Annotated in this window: 12 protein-coding genes and 1 pseudogene; 4 read left to right on the top strand and 9 right to left on the bottom strand. The window is 62.3% G+C overall.

What is annotated here, in order from left to right; translation table 11 throughout:
• The 3 genes and pseudogenes from M0H32_RS21895 to M0H32_RS21905 form a co-directional block, all read right to left on the bottom strand.
• Nucleotides 1–101 (bottom strand): annotated as a pseudogene (locus tag M0H32_RS21895) (IS5/IS1182 family transposase); the annotation flags it as partial.
• A gap of 332 nt (nucleotides 102–433) precedes the next feature.
• The gene (locus M0H32_RS21900; protein WP_248157648.1) at nucleotides 434–1,237 is read right to left on the bottom strand and encodes an SDR family NAD(P)-dependent oxidoreductase; all 804 of its coding nucleotides are present in this window, start codon (nucleotides 1,235–1,237) and stop codon (nucleotides 434–436) included.
• Nucleotides 1,234–2,763, bottom strand: a complete 1,530-nt coding sequence (locus tag M0H32_RS21905) for an AMP-binding protein (RefSeq protein ID WP_248157649.1) — start codon at nucleotides 2,761–2,763, stop codon at nucleotides 1,234–1,236. The genes M0H32_RS21900 and M0H32_RS21905 overlap by 4 nt, the downstream gene beginning before the upstream one ends.
• Nucleotides 2,764–3,171: 408 nt before the next feature.
• On the opposite strand from M0H32_RS21905, the gene M0H32_RS21910 reads away from it, so the two are divergent.
• Both M0H32_RS21910 and M0H32_RS21915 read left to right on the top strand, forming a co-directional pair.
• A complete protein-coding gene (locus M0H32_RS21910) occupies nucleotides 3,172–3,717 on the top strand; it encodes a LuxR C-terminal-related transcriptional regulator (RefSeq protein ID WP_248157650.1) in 546 nt (181 codons plus the stop codon).
• A 38-nt stretch (nucleotides 3,718–3,755) separates the two neighbouring features.
• Nucleotides 3,756–4,796 carry a PLP-dependent cysteine synthase family protein gene (locus tag M0H32_RS21915; RefSeq protein WP_248157651.1) on the top strand — a complete coding sequence of 347 codons (1,041 nt, stop codon included), beginning with the start codon at nucleotides 3,756–3,758 and terminating at the stop codon, nucleotides 4,794–4,796.
• A gap of 445 nt (nucleotides 4,797–5,241) precedes the next feature.
• Here M0H32_RS21915 and M0H32_RS21920 read toward each other — a convergent pair whose 3' ends face one another.
• The 3 genes from M0H32_RS21920 to M0H32_RS21930 all read right to left on the bottom strand — a co-directional run bounded on the left by M0H32_RS21920 (nucleotide 5,242) and on the right by M0H32_RS21930 (nucleotide 8,190).
• A complete protein-coding gene (locus M0H32_RS21920; protein WP_248157653.1) occupies nucleotides 5,242–5,718 on the bottom strand; it encodes a hypothetical protein in 477 nt (158 codons plus the stop codon).
• Nucleotides 5,715–6,527, bottom strand: a complete 813-nt coding sequence (locus M0H32_RS21925; protein ID WP_248157655.1) for a type VI secretion system amidase effector protein Tae4 — start codon at nucleotides 6,525–6,527, stop codon at nucleotides 5,715–5,717. The genes M0H32_RS21920 and M0H32_RS21925 overlap by 4 nt, the downstream gene beginning before the upstream one ends.
• Nucleotides 6,528–6,717: 190 nt before the next feature.
• Nucleotides 6,718–8,190: a diguanylate cyclase domain-containing protein gene (locus M0H32_RS21930; protein ID WP_248157657.1), complete on the bottom strand. Its 1,473-nt coding sequence runs from the start codon at nucleotides 8,188–8,190 to the stop codon at nucleotides 6,718–6,720.
• 232 nt (nucleotides 8,191–8,422) lie between these two features.
• Here M0H32_RS21930 and M0H32_RS21935 point away from each other — a divergent pair, with 232 nt between their 5' ends.
• Complete coding sequence (locus tag M0H32_RS21935; protein WP_248157659.1) at nucleotides 8,423–9,046, top strand: DUF1287 domain-containing protein; 624 nt, start codon at nucleotides 8,423–8,425, stop codon at nucleotides 9,044–9,046.
• A 283-nt stretch (nucleotides 9,047–9,329) separates the two neighbouring features.
• On the opposite strand, the gene M0H32_RS21940 is transcribed toward M0H32_RS21935, so the two are convergent.
• From M0H32_RS21940 to M0H32_RS21950, 3 genes are all read right to left on the bottom strand, one after another.
• Complete coding sequence (locus M0H32_RS21940; RefSeq protein WP_248157661.1) at nucleotides 9,330–10,061, bottom strand: trypsin-like peptidase domain-containing protein; 732 nt, start codon at nucleotides 10,059–10,061, stop codon at nucleotides 9,330–9,332.
• A gap of 214 nt (nucleotides 10,062–10,275) precedes the next feature.
• Entirely contained in the window at nucleotides 10,276–11,460 is a 1,185-nt protein-coding gene (locus M0H32_RS21945; protein WP_248157662.1) for a mandelate racemase/muconate lactonizing enzyme family protein, read from the bottom strand.
• A gap of 8 nt (nucleotides 11,461–11,468) precedes the next feature.
• Nucleotides 11,469–13,046, bottom strand: coding sequence for a trimethylamine methyltransferase family protein (locus tag M0H32_RS21950; RefSeq protein WP_248157663.1), 1,578 nt, complete (start codon nucleotides 13,044–13,046; stop codon nucleotides 11,469–11,471).
• 95 nt (nucleotides 13,047–13,141) lie between these two features.
• On the opposite strand from M0H32_RS21950, the gene M0H32_RS21955 reads away from it, so the two are divergent.
• Nucleotides 13,142–14,113, top strand: coding sequence for a LysR substrate-binding domain-containing protein (locus M0H32_RS21955; RefSeq protein WP_248157664.1), 972 nt, complete (start codon nucleotides 13,142–13,144; stop codon nucleotides 14,111–14,113).
• Nucleotides 14,114–14,214 lie beyond the last annotated feature (101 nt).

Below are 14,214 nucleotides of genomic sequence, written 5' to 3' on the forward strand. Positions count from 1 at the left end.
ATCAGCGGCGCCAAAATCGCCCATTCCGGGTCCATCAAATCGGTTGGATAACGCAGATGGTCCCGGTTATGCTGTCGGCGAGTGATATCATCCCAGGGCATTCGATCCTCCATCTTCTAGACTAAGACGGTTGAATCACAACCCTTTGATATCACTCAACTACTTTTAAATCGGGCTCTAAAGCATTTCAAGAATTGCTTGAAACAAGCATTGCCGACTTTTGCGTTCAAGGCAGAGCCGAGAGGCAGCTAAAGTCGGCTCAGACTTTTCTCGAAATGCTATAACCCGCCATTCGTTGAGAAAGTGAGCAATGGCCGCTTTGGGCCGAAAACTACCACAGGTATTGCCCCAAAGAATGTCGACATAGGTGAGCGGGCCACCAGAAACTGGCCTTCTCCTCACCGCCCTTTCCGGACGTCCCAGGCCCCCTCCCCTACTGCGCCGTCCAGCCCCCATCCACCGGGATTGTCACCCCCGTCACGTTATGGGCCATCGGATTGCACAGCCACAGCGCCAACGCGCCGATTTCCGACGGGTCGCTTGTCCGCAGCGAGGGCTGTTTTTCCTTCAGCAGATCCGCAATCCCCTTGTCACGGTCGCCGTCGAACAGCGCGGCGCGAGCCTCCACCTGGGGTTCGATGATGGCGGTTTCCGTCCAGCCAGGGGCGATACAGTTGACCGTGATGCCGCCGGAGGCCTTGGAGCCCTCTGCGGCATATTCCAGCGCCGCGACCTTGCTCATGCCGACGACACCGAATTTGGAGGCGACATAGGGCGCCTTGTTGATCGAGGCCACGAGCCCGTGCACCGAGGCGATGTTGATCACCCGGCCGAAGCCTTTTTCCGCCATTTTGGGCAGGGTCAGGCGCATGGTGTGGAAAACGCCGGAGAGATTGACGCCGATGATCGCGTCCCAGGTGGCGGCGTCCGCCTCCCTGAAACTGACGGTTTTCTGGATGCCGGCATTGTTGACCAGGATATCCGCGCCGCCCCAGGCCTCGACCTCGGCCATCATGCGTTCCACCGCCGCGACGTCGCGCATGTCGGCGTCGAAAAACTTGGCCTCCGGCGCACCGGCTTCCCGGACCTCGGCGACGGCCGCCTCGGCCTCCTCAGGGGTGGCGAGGCCGTGAACGGCGATGCGGGCGCCCGCTTCCCCCAGAGCTTTGGCGACGGCGAGACCGATGCCCTGGACCGAGCCGGTGACAAGTGCCGTTTTGCCTTTGAGATCGCTCATGCCGGTTCCTCCTCGTGGATGTCCTTGCGCAGCTCCGTCTTCAGGATCTTGCCGTAATTGTTCTTCGGCAGATCCTTGACGAAACGGTAGATCTTGGGCCGCTTGAAGCGGGCGATGTTGTCGAGGCAGAGCGCGTTCAGCGCCGCTTCCGTGACGCTCTGCCCCGGATGGCAGGCGATAAAGGCAACGACCACCTCGCCCCATTCGGCGTCCGGCTTGCCGATTACGGCAGATTCGTGCACGGCGGGATGGGCCAGCAGCACCTCCTCGACCTCGCGCGGATAGATGTTGGAGCCGCCGGAAATGATCACGTCCTTGGAGCGGTCCTGCAGGGTGACATAACCGTCCTCGTCCATCCGGCCCATGTCGCCGGTCCAGAGCCAGCCGTTCTTGAGCGTCGCGGCGGTGGCATCCGGGTTGCGCCAATAGCCGGCCATCACCGTCGGACCCTCGACGACGATCTCGCCGACCGCGCCGCGCGGCAGCTCCGCGCCAGCGTCATCGACAATCGCCACCCGCACCACCGACTGGGCGGTGCCGACGGAATTCAGCCGCTCGCGCCAGCGCCTGTGGCTGCGATCCGCGACCTCGTGGCGGGCGAGCGCCGTGATGCCCATCGGGCATTCGCCCTGGCCGTAGATCTGGACAAAGCGCGCGCCCATCACCTCGACGGCTTCGAGAATATCGGCCTCATACATCGGCCCGCCGGCATAGACGATGGTGCGGAGCCCCTTGCCGGTTCCCCCGCCCGCCTTGGCGGCATCGACCAGGCGGCGCACCATGGTCGGCGCGGCGAACATGGAGATCGAGCCGATCAGCGGGGCGATAGAGAGGATTTCCTCCGCGTCGAAGCCGCCGCTTCTCGGCACCACGTGGCGCGCGCCCTTGATCACATGCATGAAATTATAGAGCCCGGCGCCATGGCTCATCGGCGCGGCATAAAGCGCGGCGTCCTGCGGTTTGACGTCGTCGACATCGGCAAAATAGGTCAGCGCCATCGAGGCAAGATTGCCGCAGGTCAGCATCACGCCCTTGGGTTTGCCCGTCGTGCCGGAGGTGTAGAACAGCCAGGCAAGATCCTCGCCCTTGAGGGGCACGGGGCTCCCAAGCGGTGCGGTCAGGCGCATGGCGTCGAATTCGGCGCTTTCCAGCAAGACCAGAACGACGCTGTCGGGCAGGAGCGGTGCCAGCGCGGCGGCGGACTTGTCATCTGAGAAGACGAAGGATGCACCGGAATTTTCCAACATCCAGACGGCTTCCCGTTCATGCAGCTTGGCATTGATCGGCACGGCCGCGGCGCCCGCCCACCAAACGCCGTAAAGCGCCTCCAGATAGCGGGTGGAATTGCCGGCAAAGAGCGCCACCCGATCGCCTTTCGCAACGCCGTGGCCCTTCAGCGCGGCGGCAATCGCCGCGGCGCTTTTGGCAAATTCGGCATAGGTGGCGCGGCGCTCGGTGCCCTCCAATAGCGCCGGCGCCTCTGGCGTTCTGGACGCGGTCCTTGTAAGCCATTCGGCCGGGTTCATGTCTTCCTCCCACACGGCGGTTCCGGGCGAGCCGGGACCTTACAAAAGCCTCATCCTGGGGAGCAGTCAGAAGCCCTGCCCCGCTCAGGCCGCGCGTTCCGGACAGACGGCCCGAGACCTTACGCACATGAGGACCTCGCACGCTGCTGCCGCGGGCAAGGCACGGAATACGGGCGAACGGCTCCCCAGGATGAGAGGGGTGCGGCGATGCAAGGTTTCCCGCCCTTTAACCCGCGCAAGCCTCCTCCAGGCCGCCTCGGGCGCAGTCGCGCGCACAACCGATCTCTTTGGATCAATCCCCTTTTGGCTGTTTTCAGTATATTGAAAACAGGGACCGATCTGCGCCCATTCAGATACTATCCCGGACCTTGGCCGGGATATTCCGGCAAAACACGTAACGGAAACAAAATGGACGACCTCGCCGCGCTGGCCTTCGACAATGCCCCCATCGGGCTGGCCTTCACCGAAAACCGGGATATCAGGCGCTGCAATCCGCGGCTTGCGGAGATGTTCGGTTTCTCCGAGGAGGCGCTGACCGGCGCGTCGCTGTCGATGCTTTACCCGTCTTCGGAAGAGTTCCAGCGCATCGGCCGGATCGGCCAGGAAATCATGCGCGGCGTCGGCCGCTACCGTGACGAGCGCATCATGCGCCGCAAATGCGGCGAGTTGTTCTGGTGCCGGGTGCGCGGCCAGTCGCTCGACCCCGAAGCGCCCTTTGCCCGGGCGGTGTGGAGCTTTGCCGACATTTCCGAGGACCGGCCGCTCGCCGAGATGAGCCTGCGCGAAAGGCAGGTGGCCAAGCTGCTTGCCGAAGGCAATACCACCAAGGAAATCGCGCGGCTCCTGGATCTGTCGCCGCGCACGGTCGAGGTCCACCGGGCGCGCTTGATGAAAAAATTCAGCGCCCGCAACAGCCTGGAACTGATCGCCCATATTGCGGGCATCCCTCTTTAGGGCCACTCTTCCTGAAAAGAGGATTCCGGGAGAGACAGATGGACAAATGGGTGCAGGGCGCGATCGCCAAAATCAACGCGGACGCGCACCGATCCGCCGACACGCATCTGTTCAAGCTGCACGGCATCGAGACGGGTGGTGTCGACATCTATCTGAAGGACGAGAGCACCCATCCGACCGGCAGTTTGAAACACCGGCTCGCCCGTTCGCTGTTTCTCTATGCGCTGTGCAACGGCAAGATCCGCGAAGGCACGCCGGTGATCGAGGCGTCCTCGGGCAGCACGGCGGTGTCGGAAGCCTATTTTGCCCAGATGATCGGCGTTCCCTTCATTGCCGTGGTGCCGCAATCGACCGCGTTGAGCAAGATCGAGCTGATCCGGCTTTATGGCGGCGAACCGCATTATGTCGGCTCCGCGCCGGAAATGCATGACGCCGCCGAGGCGCTGGCGGCCGAGATGAACGGTCATTTCATGGACCAGTTCACCTATGCGGAGCGGGCGACCGACTGGCGCGGCAACAACAATATCGCCGAAAGCATCTTCGAGCAGATGGCCTTTGAGCCGCATCCGGTCCCCAGGATGCTGGTGATGAGCGCGGGCACCGGCGGCACCTCGGCAACGCTCGGCCGCTTCATCCGCTATCGCGGCCACGACACGGAGCTGACCGTGGTCGATCCGGAAAATTCGGTCTTCTACGACGCCTTCAAGACCGGCGACCGAACCCTTACCGCAAATTGCTCCAGCCGCATCGAGGGCATCGGCCGGCCGGAAGTGGAACATTCCTTCCTGCCGGATGTCATCGACCGGATGATCAAGGTGCCGGACGCAGCCAGCGTCGCCACCATGCTGTTTCTGGAAAAGCTGGTCGGCCGCAAGGCCGGCCCCTCCACGGGCACCAACCTGTGGGGCACACTCAAGATCGCCCGGGAAATGATCGAACGCGGCGAGACAGGCTCGATCGTCACGGTGATGTGCGACAGCGGCCAGCGCTATCTCGACACCTATTACAATCCGGACTGGGTCACCGCCAAATTCGGCGATCTTTGGGCCTTTTCGCGGGAGCTGGAGGGCTGGGTCTAGCAAGCCGTTTTCAAGCAGCCCCATACTCAATCTCAGGCCTTGCGGCTTGCGCCCCTCTCCCTCCTTGCGGGGGAGATGTCCGGGAACCGGACAGAGGGGGGGTGAAACGGTTGCCCCCAATTCTGAAACGCTGCATGATTTCGATAGGTTGATACCCCCCTCTGTCTCCTGGCGGAGACATCTCCCCCCCAAGGAGGGAGAAGGGCGCAAGATCTGCCGTATGCACCTCCTCGCCAAAGCTGTGTCAAAGACGTCCCCCTCGGTGTCATCCCGGCCAAGCGCAGCGCGAGCCGGGACCCACTCGCCGACCCGCTTGCCAAAGCATTTGGGTGTCCTCGAAGGTGCCTTCACTCCAGCTCTCTGCAAACGAGTAGGCCCCGGGTCTCCCTTCGTTCGCCTGGGGCGACACCGATAGGTGTGGCTTGGCTGAAAGATACGATTGTCCCTAGCCGTTCAGCAGCAGCCAGATCTCGCGGCCTTCCAGGCCCATCAGCGCGCAATAGACGCCGGGGCCGATGAGATAGGAGGTGGCGGTGAAGCTGCCGCCCGACAGTTCCACCCCGGCAATGGCGGTGCCGCAATCGGCGCGGCGGGTCAGCGGGTCGATAGGGTCGTCCTCGGGCGTTCCGCCGACAATTGCGACCAGCCGCCGTCCGTCCTCGGCCGAAAACAGCACCCCGCCGCCGTCAGCGCGCATGAAGCGGCACGGCGGCTCCACACGGAGCGGTACGGAGCCGGTGTCCTGTTCCTTGCTGAAATCAAGATGGCAGGTGCCTTCCCGGGCGGCCAGCGTCAACCGGAAGCCGTCAATTTCGATCCTTGCCTCCGCCTGGCTGCGCTCAGGACTGTCCGATGGCAGAAGATAGACAAGGGCGGCCGCCATCAGGAGGGCCGGGACCGCCAAGAGCACGACATGTTTCATAATTGCCAGAACACCACACGTTCCGATCTCTGGAAATAGTTGGGATCGCCCTTGCGCACGATCTTGCCGTTCCAGAGGTCGATGTGGTCGCCCTGATTGCCTGTTCCCCAGAAGTTGATGAAGGCGGCAATGCCGAGCTTGTTGGCGAAATCGGCGCTGGTGACGGACGTGTGGGTCACCGGCGTGCCGAGCCTGGTGGTCTGGCTTTGCAGCCAGGCGATCAACTCCTCGACCCGCAGCACATGCTCCCTCCCGTGGCCGTGCCAGCAGTGGGCGCCGTTGAAACCCGACAGGGAGACGCTGGACCGTTCCAGCGTCAGTCCCATGCGGATGGCGCATTGATTGTCGTAGTTGGACTTTCCCCCGGTCTGGCAGGGATCGTTGTTGCCCCGGGTGGTTGGGTGGTTCGCCCACAGGGTCTCGAACAGCAGGTGAATGCAGCGGATCTTGAAGGTCACGGTGAAGGTCGCCGTGGTGCTGTCTTCCGTGACGGTGACGGTGTGCGTGAAGGTCTTCTCACGGAAACTGTGCTTGGGCACCGTGAAGGTAAAGGTGCTGCTGCCTACATCATTGATGAACGCGTCGCGCTCGGTGATCGTGATCAGGACATTCTGGGTGGCGCCGGCGGCGGTCGGCGACTTTGTATCGTTCAGCAGGATCCAGCGGATCGGCGGTGTCCAGGTCTTGCCCTTGGCCAGCTTGAAGTCCTTCTGGGCGACGCTTCCGTTTACCTTGAAACTGGCCCGGATGTCATCGCCGATGTCGCCACCGGTGTAGGCTATGCTGACAACTTCTATTCTGAGGGTCATGACATCGCTCCCGGATACTCGAATGGAGACGTACGCAGTCTTCGGCACAAGGCGATGGGCGGCACCTGAGCCGCCGGACTTTTCTTGATGTAGCGGAAATCATGACACAGCCAACCGGAAACCCGCAAGGGTTGCCAAAGCTGAAAGCGCTCGAAAAAGATGCTGACGAAGTCTTGACCCGGTCCGCGCTTCAGCTCGCTGCCCGCATGCGGAAGGTCTTGTAGGTCAGGACGTTGGAGCCGCTCTTCTTGGCCTGATACATGGCCTGGTCGGCGCATTTGATCAGGTCGGCGGCGGTGTCGGCGTCATCGGGGAAATAGGAAATCCCGATGCTGACGGTGATCGCAATCGTGTTGCCCTGGATCTCTGTCGGTTTGGAAATCTCGCGATAGATGCGCCCCGCGCAGCTCAGGACATCGTCCTCGCCGCAATAATCGCCGATGATGACGGCAAATTCGTCGCCGCCGATCCGGGTGACGATGTCGCCGTCGCGGGTGCATTTCTTGATGGTTTCGGCCACGGATTTCAAAAGGGCATCGCCCACCGGGTGACCGTGGCTGTCATTGACCGGCTTGAACGTGTTGAGATCCAGCATCATCAGCGCGAATTTGCGTTTGTCCCGCCTGGCGATGCGGACATTTTCCTCAAGGCTCTCGCTGAAATGGGCCCGGTTGGACAGACCGGTCAGATAATCGGTCATGGCCAGACGCCGGACCTCTTCCTCGGTCTGTTTCAGCTGGGTGATGTCCGCATGGGTGCCCGACATCCGGAGCGGCTTGCCGTCCTTGGTCCACTCGACCACCCTGCCCCGGTCGAGCACCCAGATCCAGCGGCCGTCCTTGTGGCGCATGCGGATTTCGCAATCGTAGGCTTCCTTGCGGCCCTCGAACACTTCCTGCAGCTTCTGCTGAGACCGCTTGACGTCATCCGGATGCGCCAGGCTCTCCCAGGTTTTCGTGCTTGTCGGGGAAAGCTCGGCCAGGGAGTAGCCGATGATCTCGGCCCAGCGCTCGTTGTAGATTGCATCGCCGGTCTGGACGTTCCACTCCCAGGTGCCGACATTGGTTCCGAAAATGATCTCGCGCAGGCGCTGTTCTGAGGAGCGCAGCTGCCGGTGCGCTGCGTTCCGCTCCAGGAGCATCAGGGTCAAGGCCACCAGCGATAGGCCAAGCGTGATCACCAGTGCCAGCATCCAGCGGTTCATGGCCTGGTTGGCGGAGGCAAGTTCCGCGCTCTTCAAATCGACCATCTCCTCGAGACGGTTCTTGTAGTGCCACAGCTCCTCCTTGCGCTCGCTGTCGGCGGAAATGTCGTGAATGATCGACATCAGCGCCGTCCTGCCGAGATAGTCGACCGGTGTGGAATGCACCTCCACGGTCTTCACCGATCCATCGGCCAGTCTGTGCCTGAAAATGAAGAAGTTCCGGTTTTCCGATTTCGCCAGTTGGCGCTCCGCCAGCACCTGTTCCGGCGTCAGCTGGTTGATGTCCTGGATCGCCATGCCGCGGAACGTCGCCCAGTCATAACCGTAAAAGGCCTGCGCCGCCTTGTTGGCGTCGAGAATGGCGCCCGTATCCGGGTCGACAAGAAGAATGGTGGCGCTGTGATTTGAGACGGCTTGCTCATAGAGCAGGCGTTGCTGTGCGGAAGCTGGCCCCGCCAACAGAAATACACAATAAAATATTGTCAGTTTTGACAGTATTTTAACGAGATTCATCAACACACACGCCTTTTGCCATCAGTAAAAGTCCATCTGATTAAATTTTCAAAAACAAATCGGCGAAATCCTACGCTTATAAATTGCTGAAGCCACTTGGCACCCGTGCCAACAAACGGCAGCCACCTGCCCTGATGCCGTCCCAATGAGGCGCTATGCGATGGCTCAGGAGGACGACATGGACCGACGCAGTTTTCTATTTGGAACCGGCCTTGTGGCGGCATCGCTCCCGTTGGTCCGGGCCGCCTCTGCCGAGAAGGTCTGGCAAACACCGCAGCCCTGGGCGGAGAAACTGATCAGCGCGGCGGAGAGCCAGATCGGCGTCACCCTGATCTACGATCCCGCCTATACCGGCCTCGGCTTTCCGAACGGCGATGTGCCGCGGGAACGTGGAGTGTGCACGGATGTGATCGTTCGCGCCTACCGGGACGCCTTCGGTTTCGACCTGCAAAGGGAAGTCAATGCCGACATGAAGGCGCATTTTTCCCGCTATCCGAAAATCTGGGGCCTGAAAGGGCCGGACCGCAACATCGATCACCGGCGCGTGCCCAACCTGCAGACCTTCTTCGAGCGCCGAAACGCGGCCCTGCCCGTCAGCGACCGTGCGGGCGATTATGTGCCGGGCGATCTGGTCTCGCAGATGCTGCCCGGCAACCTGCCCCATATCGCCATCGTCACCCACCGGCGCTCCGCCGACGGCGAGCGGCCGATGCTGGTGCACAATATCGGCGCCGGCACGCGGCTCGAGGACCGTCTGTTCGATTTCAAGATCACCAGCCACTACCGGTTCCAGCCAGCCTGACGGGTTAGAGCGTTTCACGGTTAGATTGAAGCCTTCTGCCGAGGTCGGTTTGGTTCAAGGCCAAGGGCTTTGTCGAAGGCCGTGCTGGCTGCACGGTCGAGACAAAGACCGACGGCATTGGACCAAACCGGCCCGGCCCTTCGGGTTCACGTCCGGCGGACGTCTGCTTTGTCGTGCCACTCACCCATAGCCCCGCTATGGGTTTCACGACCCTCCGCGCATTCGTCTCGCCGGACGACAAACGGAACGCTTCAATCTAACCGTGAAACGCTCTAGCAGCTGTTCAGTCCGCGGTCAGCGTCAGCAGAATGTCGGCAAACCAGGCGCAATTGAGACCGAGTGCTTCGTCCAGCACCATGTCGCGCGTGCCAACGTCAAGACGCGCGGAATGCACCCCAAGCAGTTTCCAGGGAAGGTCTCCCGGCAAGCCCTCCAGTTCGCGCGCCCTCAGGACCACCGGCGCTCCGCTGGTGCCCCGATGGGTCCGCGCGTCGGTCAGGAAGTATCCCAGGCCCTGGAACCGGAAACCGAAGGACGAGGCAACCACGGCATGCCGGACGACCGGCATGTGGTGCAGCGTGTCATGAAAGCCGAGCGGGAAGCCCACAACCAGGATCGAACTGCCGATCTCGACGTGATCCTTCGGGTCGCACAGGTGCTGCGGGCTGAAGGCCCGGTAGGTGATCGTCTCCGGCAAAACGGAGCGGTCGATCTCGATCAACGCGACATCGATTTCGCCCGCGGCATCCGTTCCCTGCCGCCACAGGCTTTCGCCGTTCTGGTAAAGCGGAATGGACAGGTTCACCGCTGCCGCCAGATTGTCCGGGTCGCTGTGCAGCTCGATCTCGATCCGGTCCGGATAATGCTGGCTTGCCGTGTCGATCATCACGTGCCGGCTGGTCACCAGAAACAGGCGCTCGTCGCGCTCGAAGAAGAAGCTGCTGGCCGTGGTCAGCAGGTTCTGTCCCTGGAACGTTGAAATGCGCGGCGACGTCAAAAGGACAGGATCGATCATCGACCCGCCCCGCTCATCGCCCGCGACAGGTCTGCTCGACAGAAACCGGACCCAAACTGTGCCAATCCATTCTCCCTTTCAGTCGCAAATCCTGGTTGCGACGAACGCCAGGGCCAGGACCCTAGAATGAAATGCACGGGCGGACCAGCCGTTCCGGAGCTATTGCGTAAAAGTGAGGCAGACCGGTTCGGAACCGCAGCCGCTCCGCATTGTGTCAGTGCAGCGGCAGTGTCCGGTGATGGGTCGGCCGGGCCGGGTCGAAGAAGTGGCTCATCGGGCCCTCGTCCTCGAACAGGACCGCCCAGCGCCGCATGGCGTCCGGGTCGAGTTCAACCCCGAGACCCGGTCCTTCCGGCACGCGGACGACGTCGTTGATCTGCCGGAACGGTCCGCCGCGGATGACATCGCCGATCTGCCAGCGGAACAGCGATTGCGAGGCCTCCGAGATCAGCGGGGTCGCCGCCGAGACATGCAGGTAAGCGGCGGTCATGATGCCGAGATCGTTGGAATAACACCAGAATCCCTTGCCCATCACCTCGCAGGCGGCGATGAATTTCAGGCTTCTGGAGATCCCGCCAAGGGCGGCGAAATTGCAGACAAAATTGTCCGGCGCGCCCAGCGCGACGGCCCGTTTCAGGTCCGGCACATGGGTCGAGAACGGTATCAGGCTGTGCTGGCGCAGGGCCGCCATTTCCTCGAAGGTGGCGACTGGGTCCTCGTAGTTGCGGATGTTGAAGGGCTCCAGTTCCCTGAGCAGCCAGCGCGCCGTCGTCAGCGAATATTGCATGTTGCTGTCGAGCTTGATCTGGGCCTTCTCGCCCAGCGCCTCGCGCAGCATCCGGACCGTCCGGATTTCAAGCTCCGGATCGCCCTGGATCAGTTTGCCCTCGAAGATGCTGGATCCGTGCTCGTCGCGCATCCTCAGGCAATAGTCTCGGATCGCCTCCGGGCACATTTCCCCGCCGGCGCCCTTATGCTCCGGCCGGAACGAAAAATACTCGGAGAACCTGATATCCTTGCGCACGGCGCCGCCGAGCAGCTTGTAGAGCGGCAGGTTAAAGACCTTGCCCTTGATGTCCCAGAGCGCCAGTTCTACCGCACCGAAGGCGACCGAGGCCGCGCCCTCGCCCGTATTGGCGGTGATCTGCCAGGGCGGTACGCAACGCGCCTCGCAATCGGCCAGGTCCAGCGGATCCGCGCCGATCAGTGCCGGAGCAATCTCGGCCTTGATAACCTCGCCGAAATGATACCAGGGCGCCTCGCCGAGGCCGACGACACCTTCATCGGTTTCCACCTCGACGATCGACTTGGAGGCGCCCGGATAAAGCCCACCGGTCCACCAGAACGGCGCATCGAACGGCACGTTGACATGGGTCACGCGGATATTGGTGATTTTCATATTGAGCCTCAGTACCAGCGGTCTTCCATGGAGGATTTTCTGGTGGCCACAAAATCCGCCAGCTGCTCGGCAAGGCCGGTCTCCAGCGGCGGTGCCTCATAAGCGGCAAGCGTCTCCTTCCAGGCCTTGTTGGCGCGCGTTGCCGCATCGACCGAACCGTTTTCCTCCCAGGTCTCGAACGGCGTGTTGTCGGCGGCGGCCGCGTCGAAAAACGCGGTCTCGTAATTGCGCAAGGTATGCTCACAGCCGAAGAAATGATTGCCGGGTCCGACTTCCCTGAATGCGTCGAGCGCCAGCGTGTTGTCATCGACGACGACACTGCCGAGATAGGTGTGCAGCGCACCGCAGAAATCCGCGTCCATCATGAATTTTTCATAGGACATCGACAGCAGGCCATCGAGGAAACCGGCGGAATGCAGGATGAAATTGGCGCCGCAATGGATCGCCGAGAGCATCGACATGGTGCCCTCGTTCATCGCCTGTGCGTCCGGCAGCTTCGACGTGGTGAAATTGCCGGCGCAGCGCAGCGGCAGTCCTGCCCTTCGGGCCAGCTGACCGACCACCAGCGAGCCTGCCGCCGGTTCCGGCGTGCCGAAGGTCGGCGAGCCGGAGCGCAGGCTCATAGAGGACAGGAAATTGCCGTAGATCACCGGCGCGCCGGGCCGCACCAGCTGGGTCAGGGCGCAGCCCGCCAGCGTTTCCGCATGGGCCTGGGCGATCGCGCCGGCCGTCGTTACCGGCCCCATGGCGCCGCCCAGAATGAATGGCACCAGCACATTGCCCTGGTTGGCCGCCGCATAGGCGCGCAGGACACTGGTCATGGTTCCGTCCCAGACCAGCGGCGAATTGACATTGAGATTGCCCATGATGACGCAGTTGTTTTCGACATACTCCGAGCCGAACACTATCCGGGCCATCTCGATGGAATCTTCCGCCCGCTCCCGCGCGGTCACCGAGCCCAGGAACGGCCGGTCCGACAAGGTGACATGGGCGAGAACCATGTCGAGATGGCGCTTGTTGACCGGCACATCGACCGGCTCGCAGATCGTGCCGCCTGAATGATGCAGCCAGGGCGAGGACTGGGCCAGCTTGATGAAGTTGCGGAAGTCCTCGATGGTTCCGTAGCGCCGCCCCTCGTCGAGATCCATCACGAACGGACTGCCATAGGCGGGCGCGAAGACCACGTTGTCGCCGCCGATCTCGACGCTGTTGGCGGGATTGCGCGCATGCTGGGTGAAGCGTCTTGGCGCCGTTTTCAAAAGCTCGGGGATCAGGCCCTTGGGAAACCGGACCCGGACGCCGTCCAGCTCCGCGCCCGCCCCTTTCCAGAGCGCCAGGCATTCCGGATCGTCGCGGAACTCGATGCCGATCTCGGCAAGCAGCGTTTCCGCCGTTGCCTCAATGCGCACGAGGCTTTCCTCGGAAAGGATGTTGTGGGGCGGCAGCTGCCGCACGATATAGGGAATGCCGACCGGCGCGACGCTCACTGAACGCTTGGCCCGGCGTCCGGCACGTCCACCGCTGCGCCCGCCCCGCGCCGCCTCGTTCACCTCTTCCCGGCTGGCAACATCTGAAACCGCGGCCATAACATCCTCCCAGAAGCATATCTTGAATTGATGCTAGACGTGCGTTTTCGCTTTGTGACGCTTGAAAATTGTCATGCTTCACATAAGATTTGTTCATGACAAACCTGCGCAGACTGCTGCCGTCTTTCCGGGGCCTGATCGCTTTCGAAGCCGCCGGACGCCTCGGTTCCTTTACCCGGGCCGGCGAGGAACTGGGCATGACCCAGTCCGCCGTCTCCTATTCGATCAAGGCTCTGGAAGAAGAAGTCGGCCAGCCGCTGTTCCAGCGCGGCCACCGGGAGGTCCGCCTGACGAGCGCCGGCGACCGGCTGCACGCGGAAGTGACGCGCGGGCTCTACCTCCTGGCCGACGGCGTCAACGCGGTCCGGACAAAGCCGGCGGACGATGTCGTCACCGTTTCGGTCTCCACCGCCTTCGCCACCTTGTGGATCGCCCCGCGCCTGCAGCTGCTGCGCACGGATCTGGCCGATATCGAGCTGCGCCTGCACACCGCAGACCGTGATCTGGATATTGTTGCCGAGAACATCCCGCTTGGCATCAGGGGCGGCCGGCCGAAGGACTGGCCTGGCTATGCCTGCGACCGCTTCGACACGGAGGAGATCATCGCCGTCGCCTCCCCTGCCTACTTGCAAAAACACGGCACACCCGAAAAGCCCCGGGACCTGCTCGACCATCACCTTGCCCATCTCGACGAACCATATCGCTATGCCGCGACCTGGAAGGACTGGCTGCGTTCGGCCGGTGTTGCCGGTGCCGACAAGGTACGCGGCTCACGCGCCAATGAATATGTCGCCGTGGTCCAGATGGCCCTCGACGGCGACGCCATCGCCCTCGGCTGGCGCCATCTGGTCGAGGCCTTCATCGACAATGGCCGCTTGCAAAAGGTCACCGGCCACACCTTCCGGACCGGCAACGGCTATTACGTCGTCTGGCCAAAGGACAGGGACCTGGACGACAATTCCCGCGCCGTGCGCGACTGGATCCTGAGGCAGAGGGCGGCGGAGCAGACAGACAGCGGTTTCAAACAACTGAATGTGCTCCAAGGTGGTTCAGGAAATTTGCGGTAGTCACAATCGGTCTGGTTTTCCGACGCGCTTTCCTCTCTCCGGGTCATCCTCGACTTGATCGGGGATCCATTCGTTTCCAGAGTTTTTGTTGGTTTGCGATG

This window comes from Roseibium sediminicola, assembly GCF_023156505.1.
GTDB classification, from domain to species: domain Bacteria; phylum Pseudomonadota; class Alphaproteobacteria; order Rhizobiales; family Stappiaceae; genus Roseibium; species Roseibium sediminicola.

Excerpts from the sequence above, each read along its gene's own strand:
- M0H32_RS21940 (WP_248157661.1), bottom strand. The coding sequence starts at position 10,061 with ATGATCGATCCTGTCCTTTTGACGTCGCCGCGCATTTCAACGTTCCAG.
- M0H32_RS21910 (WP_248157650.1), top strand. The coding sequence starts at position 3,172 with ATGGACGACCTCGCCGCGCTGGCCTTCGACAATGCCCCCATCGGGCTG.
- M0H32_RS21920 (WP_248157653.1), bottom strand. The coding sequence starts at position 5,718 with ATGAAACATGTCGTGCTCTTGGCGGTCCCGGCCCTCCTGATGGCGGCC.
- M0H32_RS21905 (WP_248157649.1), bottom strand. The coding sequence starts at position 2,763 with ATGAACCCGGCCGAATGGCTTACAAGGACCGCGTCCAGAACGCCAGAG.
- M0H32_RS21915 (WP_248157651.1), top strand. The coding sequence starts at position 3,756 with ATGGACAAATGGGTGCAGGGCGCGATCGCCAAAATCAACGCGGACGCG.
- M0H32_RS21935 (WP_248157659.1), top strand. The coding sequence starts at position 8,423 with ATGGACCGACGCAGTTTTCTATTTGGAACCGGCCTTGTGGCGGCATCG.
- M0H32_RS21945 (WP_248157662.1), bottom strand. The coding sequence starts at position 11,460 with ATGAAAATCACCAATATCCGCGTGACCCATGTCAACGTGCCGTTCGAT.
- M0H32_RS21900 (WP_248157648.1), bottom strand. The coding sequence starts at position 1,237 with ATGAGCGATCTCAAAGGCAAAACGGCACTTGTCACCGGCTCGGTCCAG.
- M0H32_RS21925 (WP_248157655.1), bottom strand. The coding sequence starts at position 6,527 with ATGACCCTCAGAATAGAAGTTGTCAGCATAGCCTACACCGGTGGCGAC.
- M0H32_RS21950 (WP_248157663.1), bottom strand. The coding sequence starts at position 13,046 with ATGGCCGCGGTTTCAGATGTTGCCAGCCGGGAAGAGGTGAACGAGGCG.
- M0H32_RS21955 (WP_248157664.1), top strand. The coding sequence starts at position 13,142 with ATGACAAACCTGCGCAGACTGCTGCCGTCTTTCCGGGGCCTGATCGCT.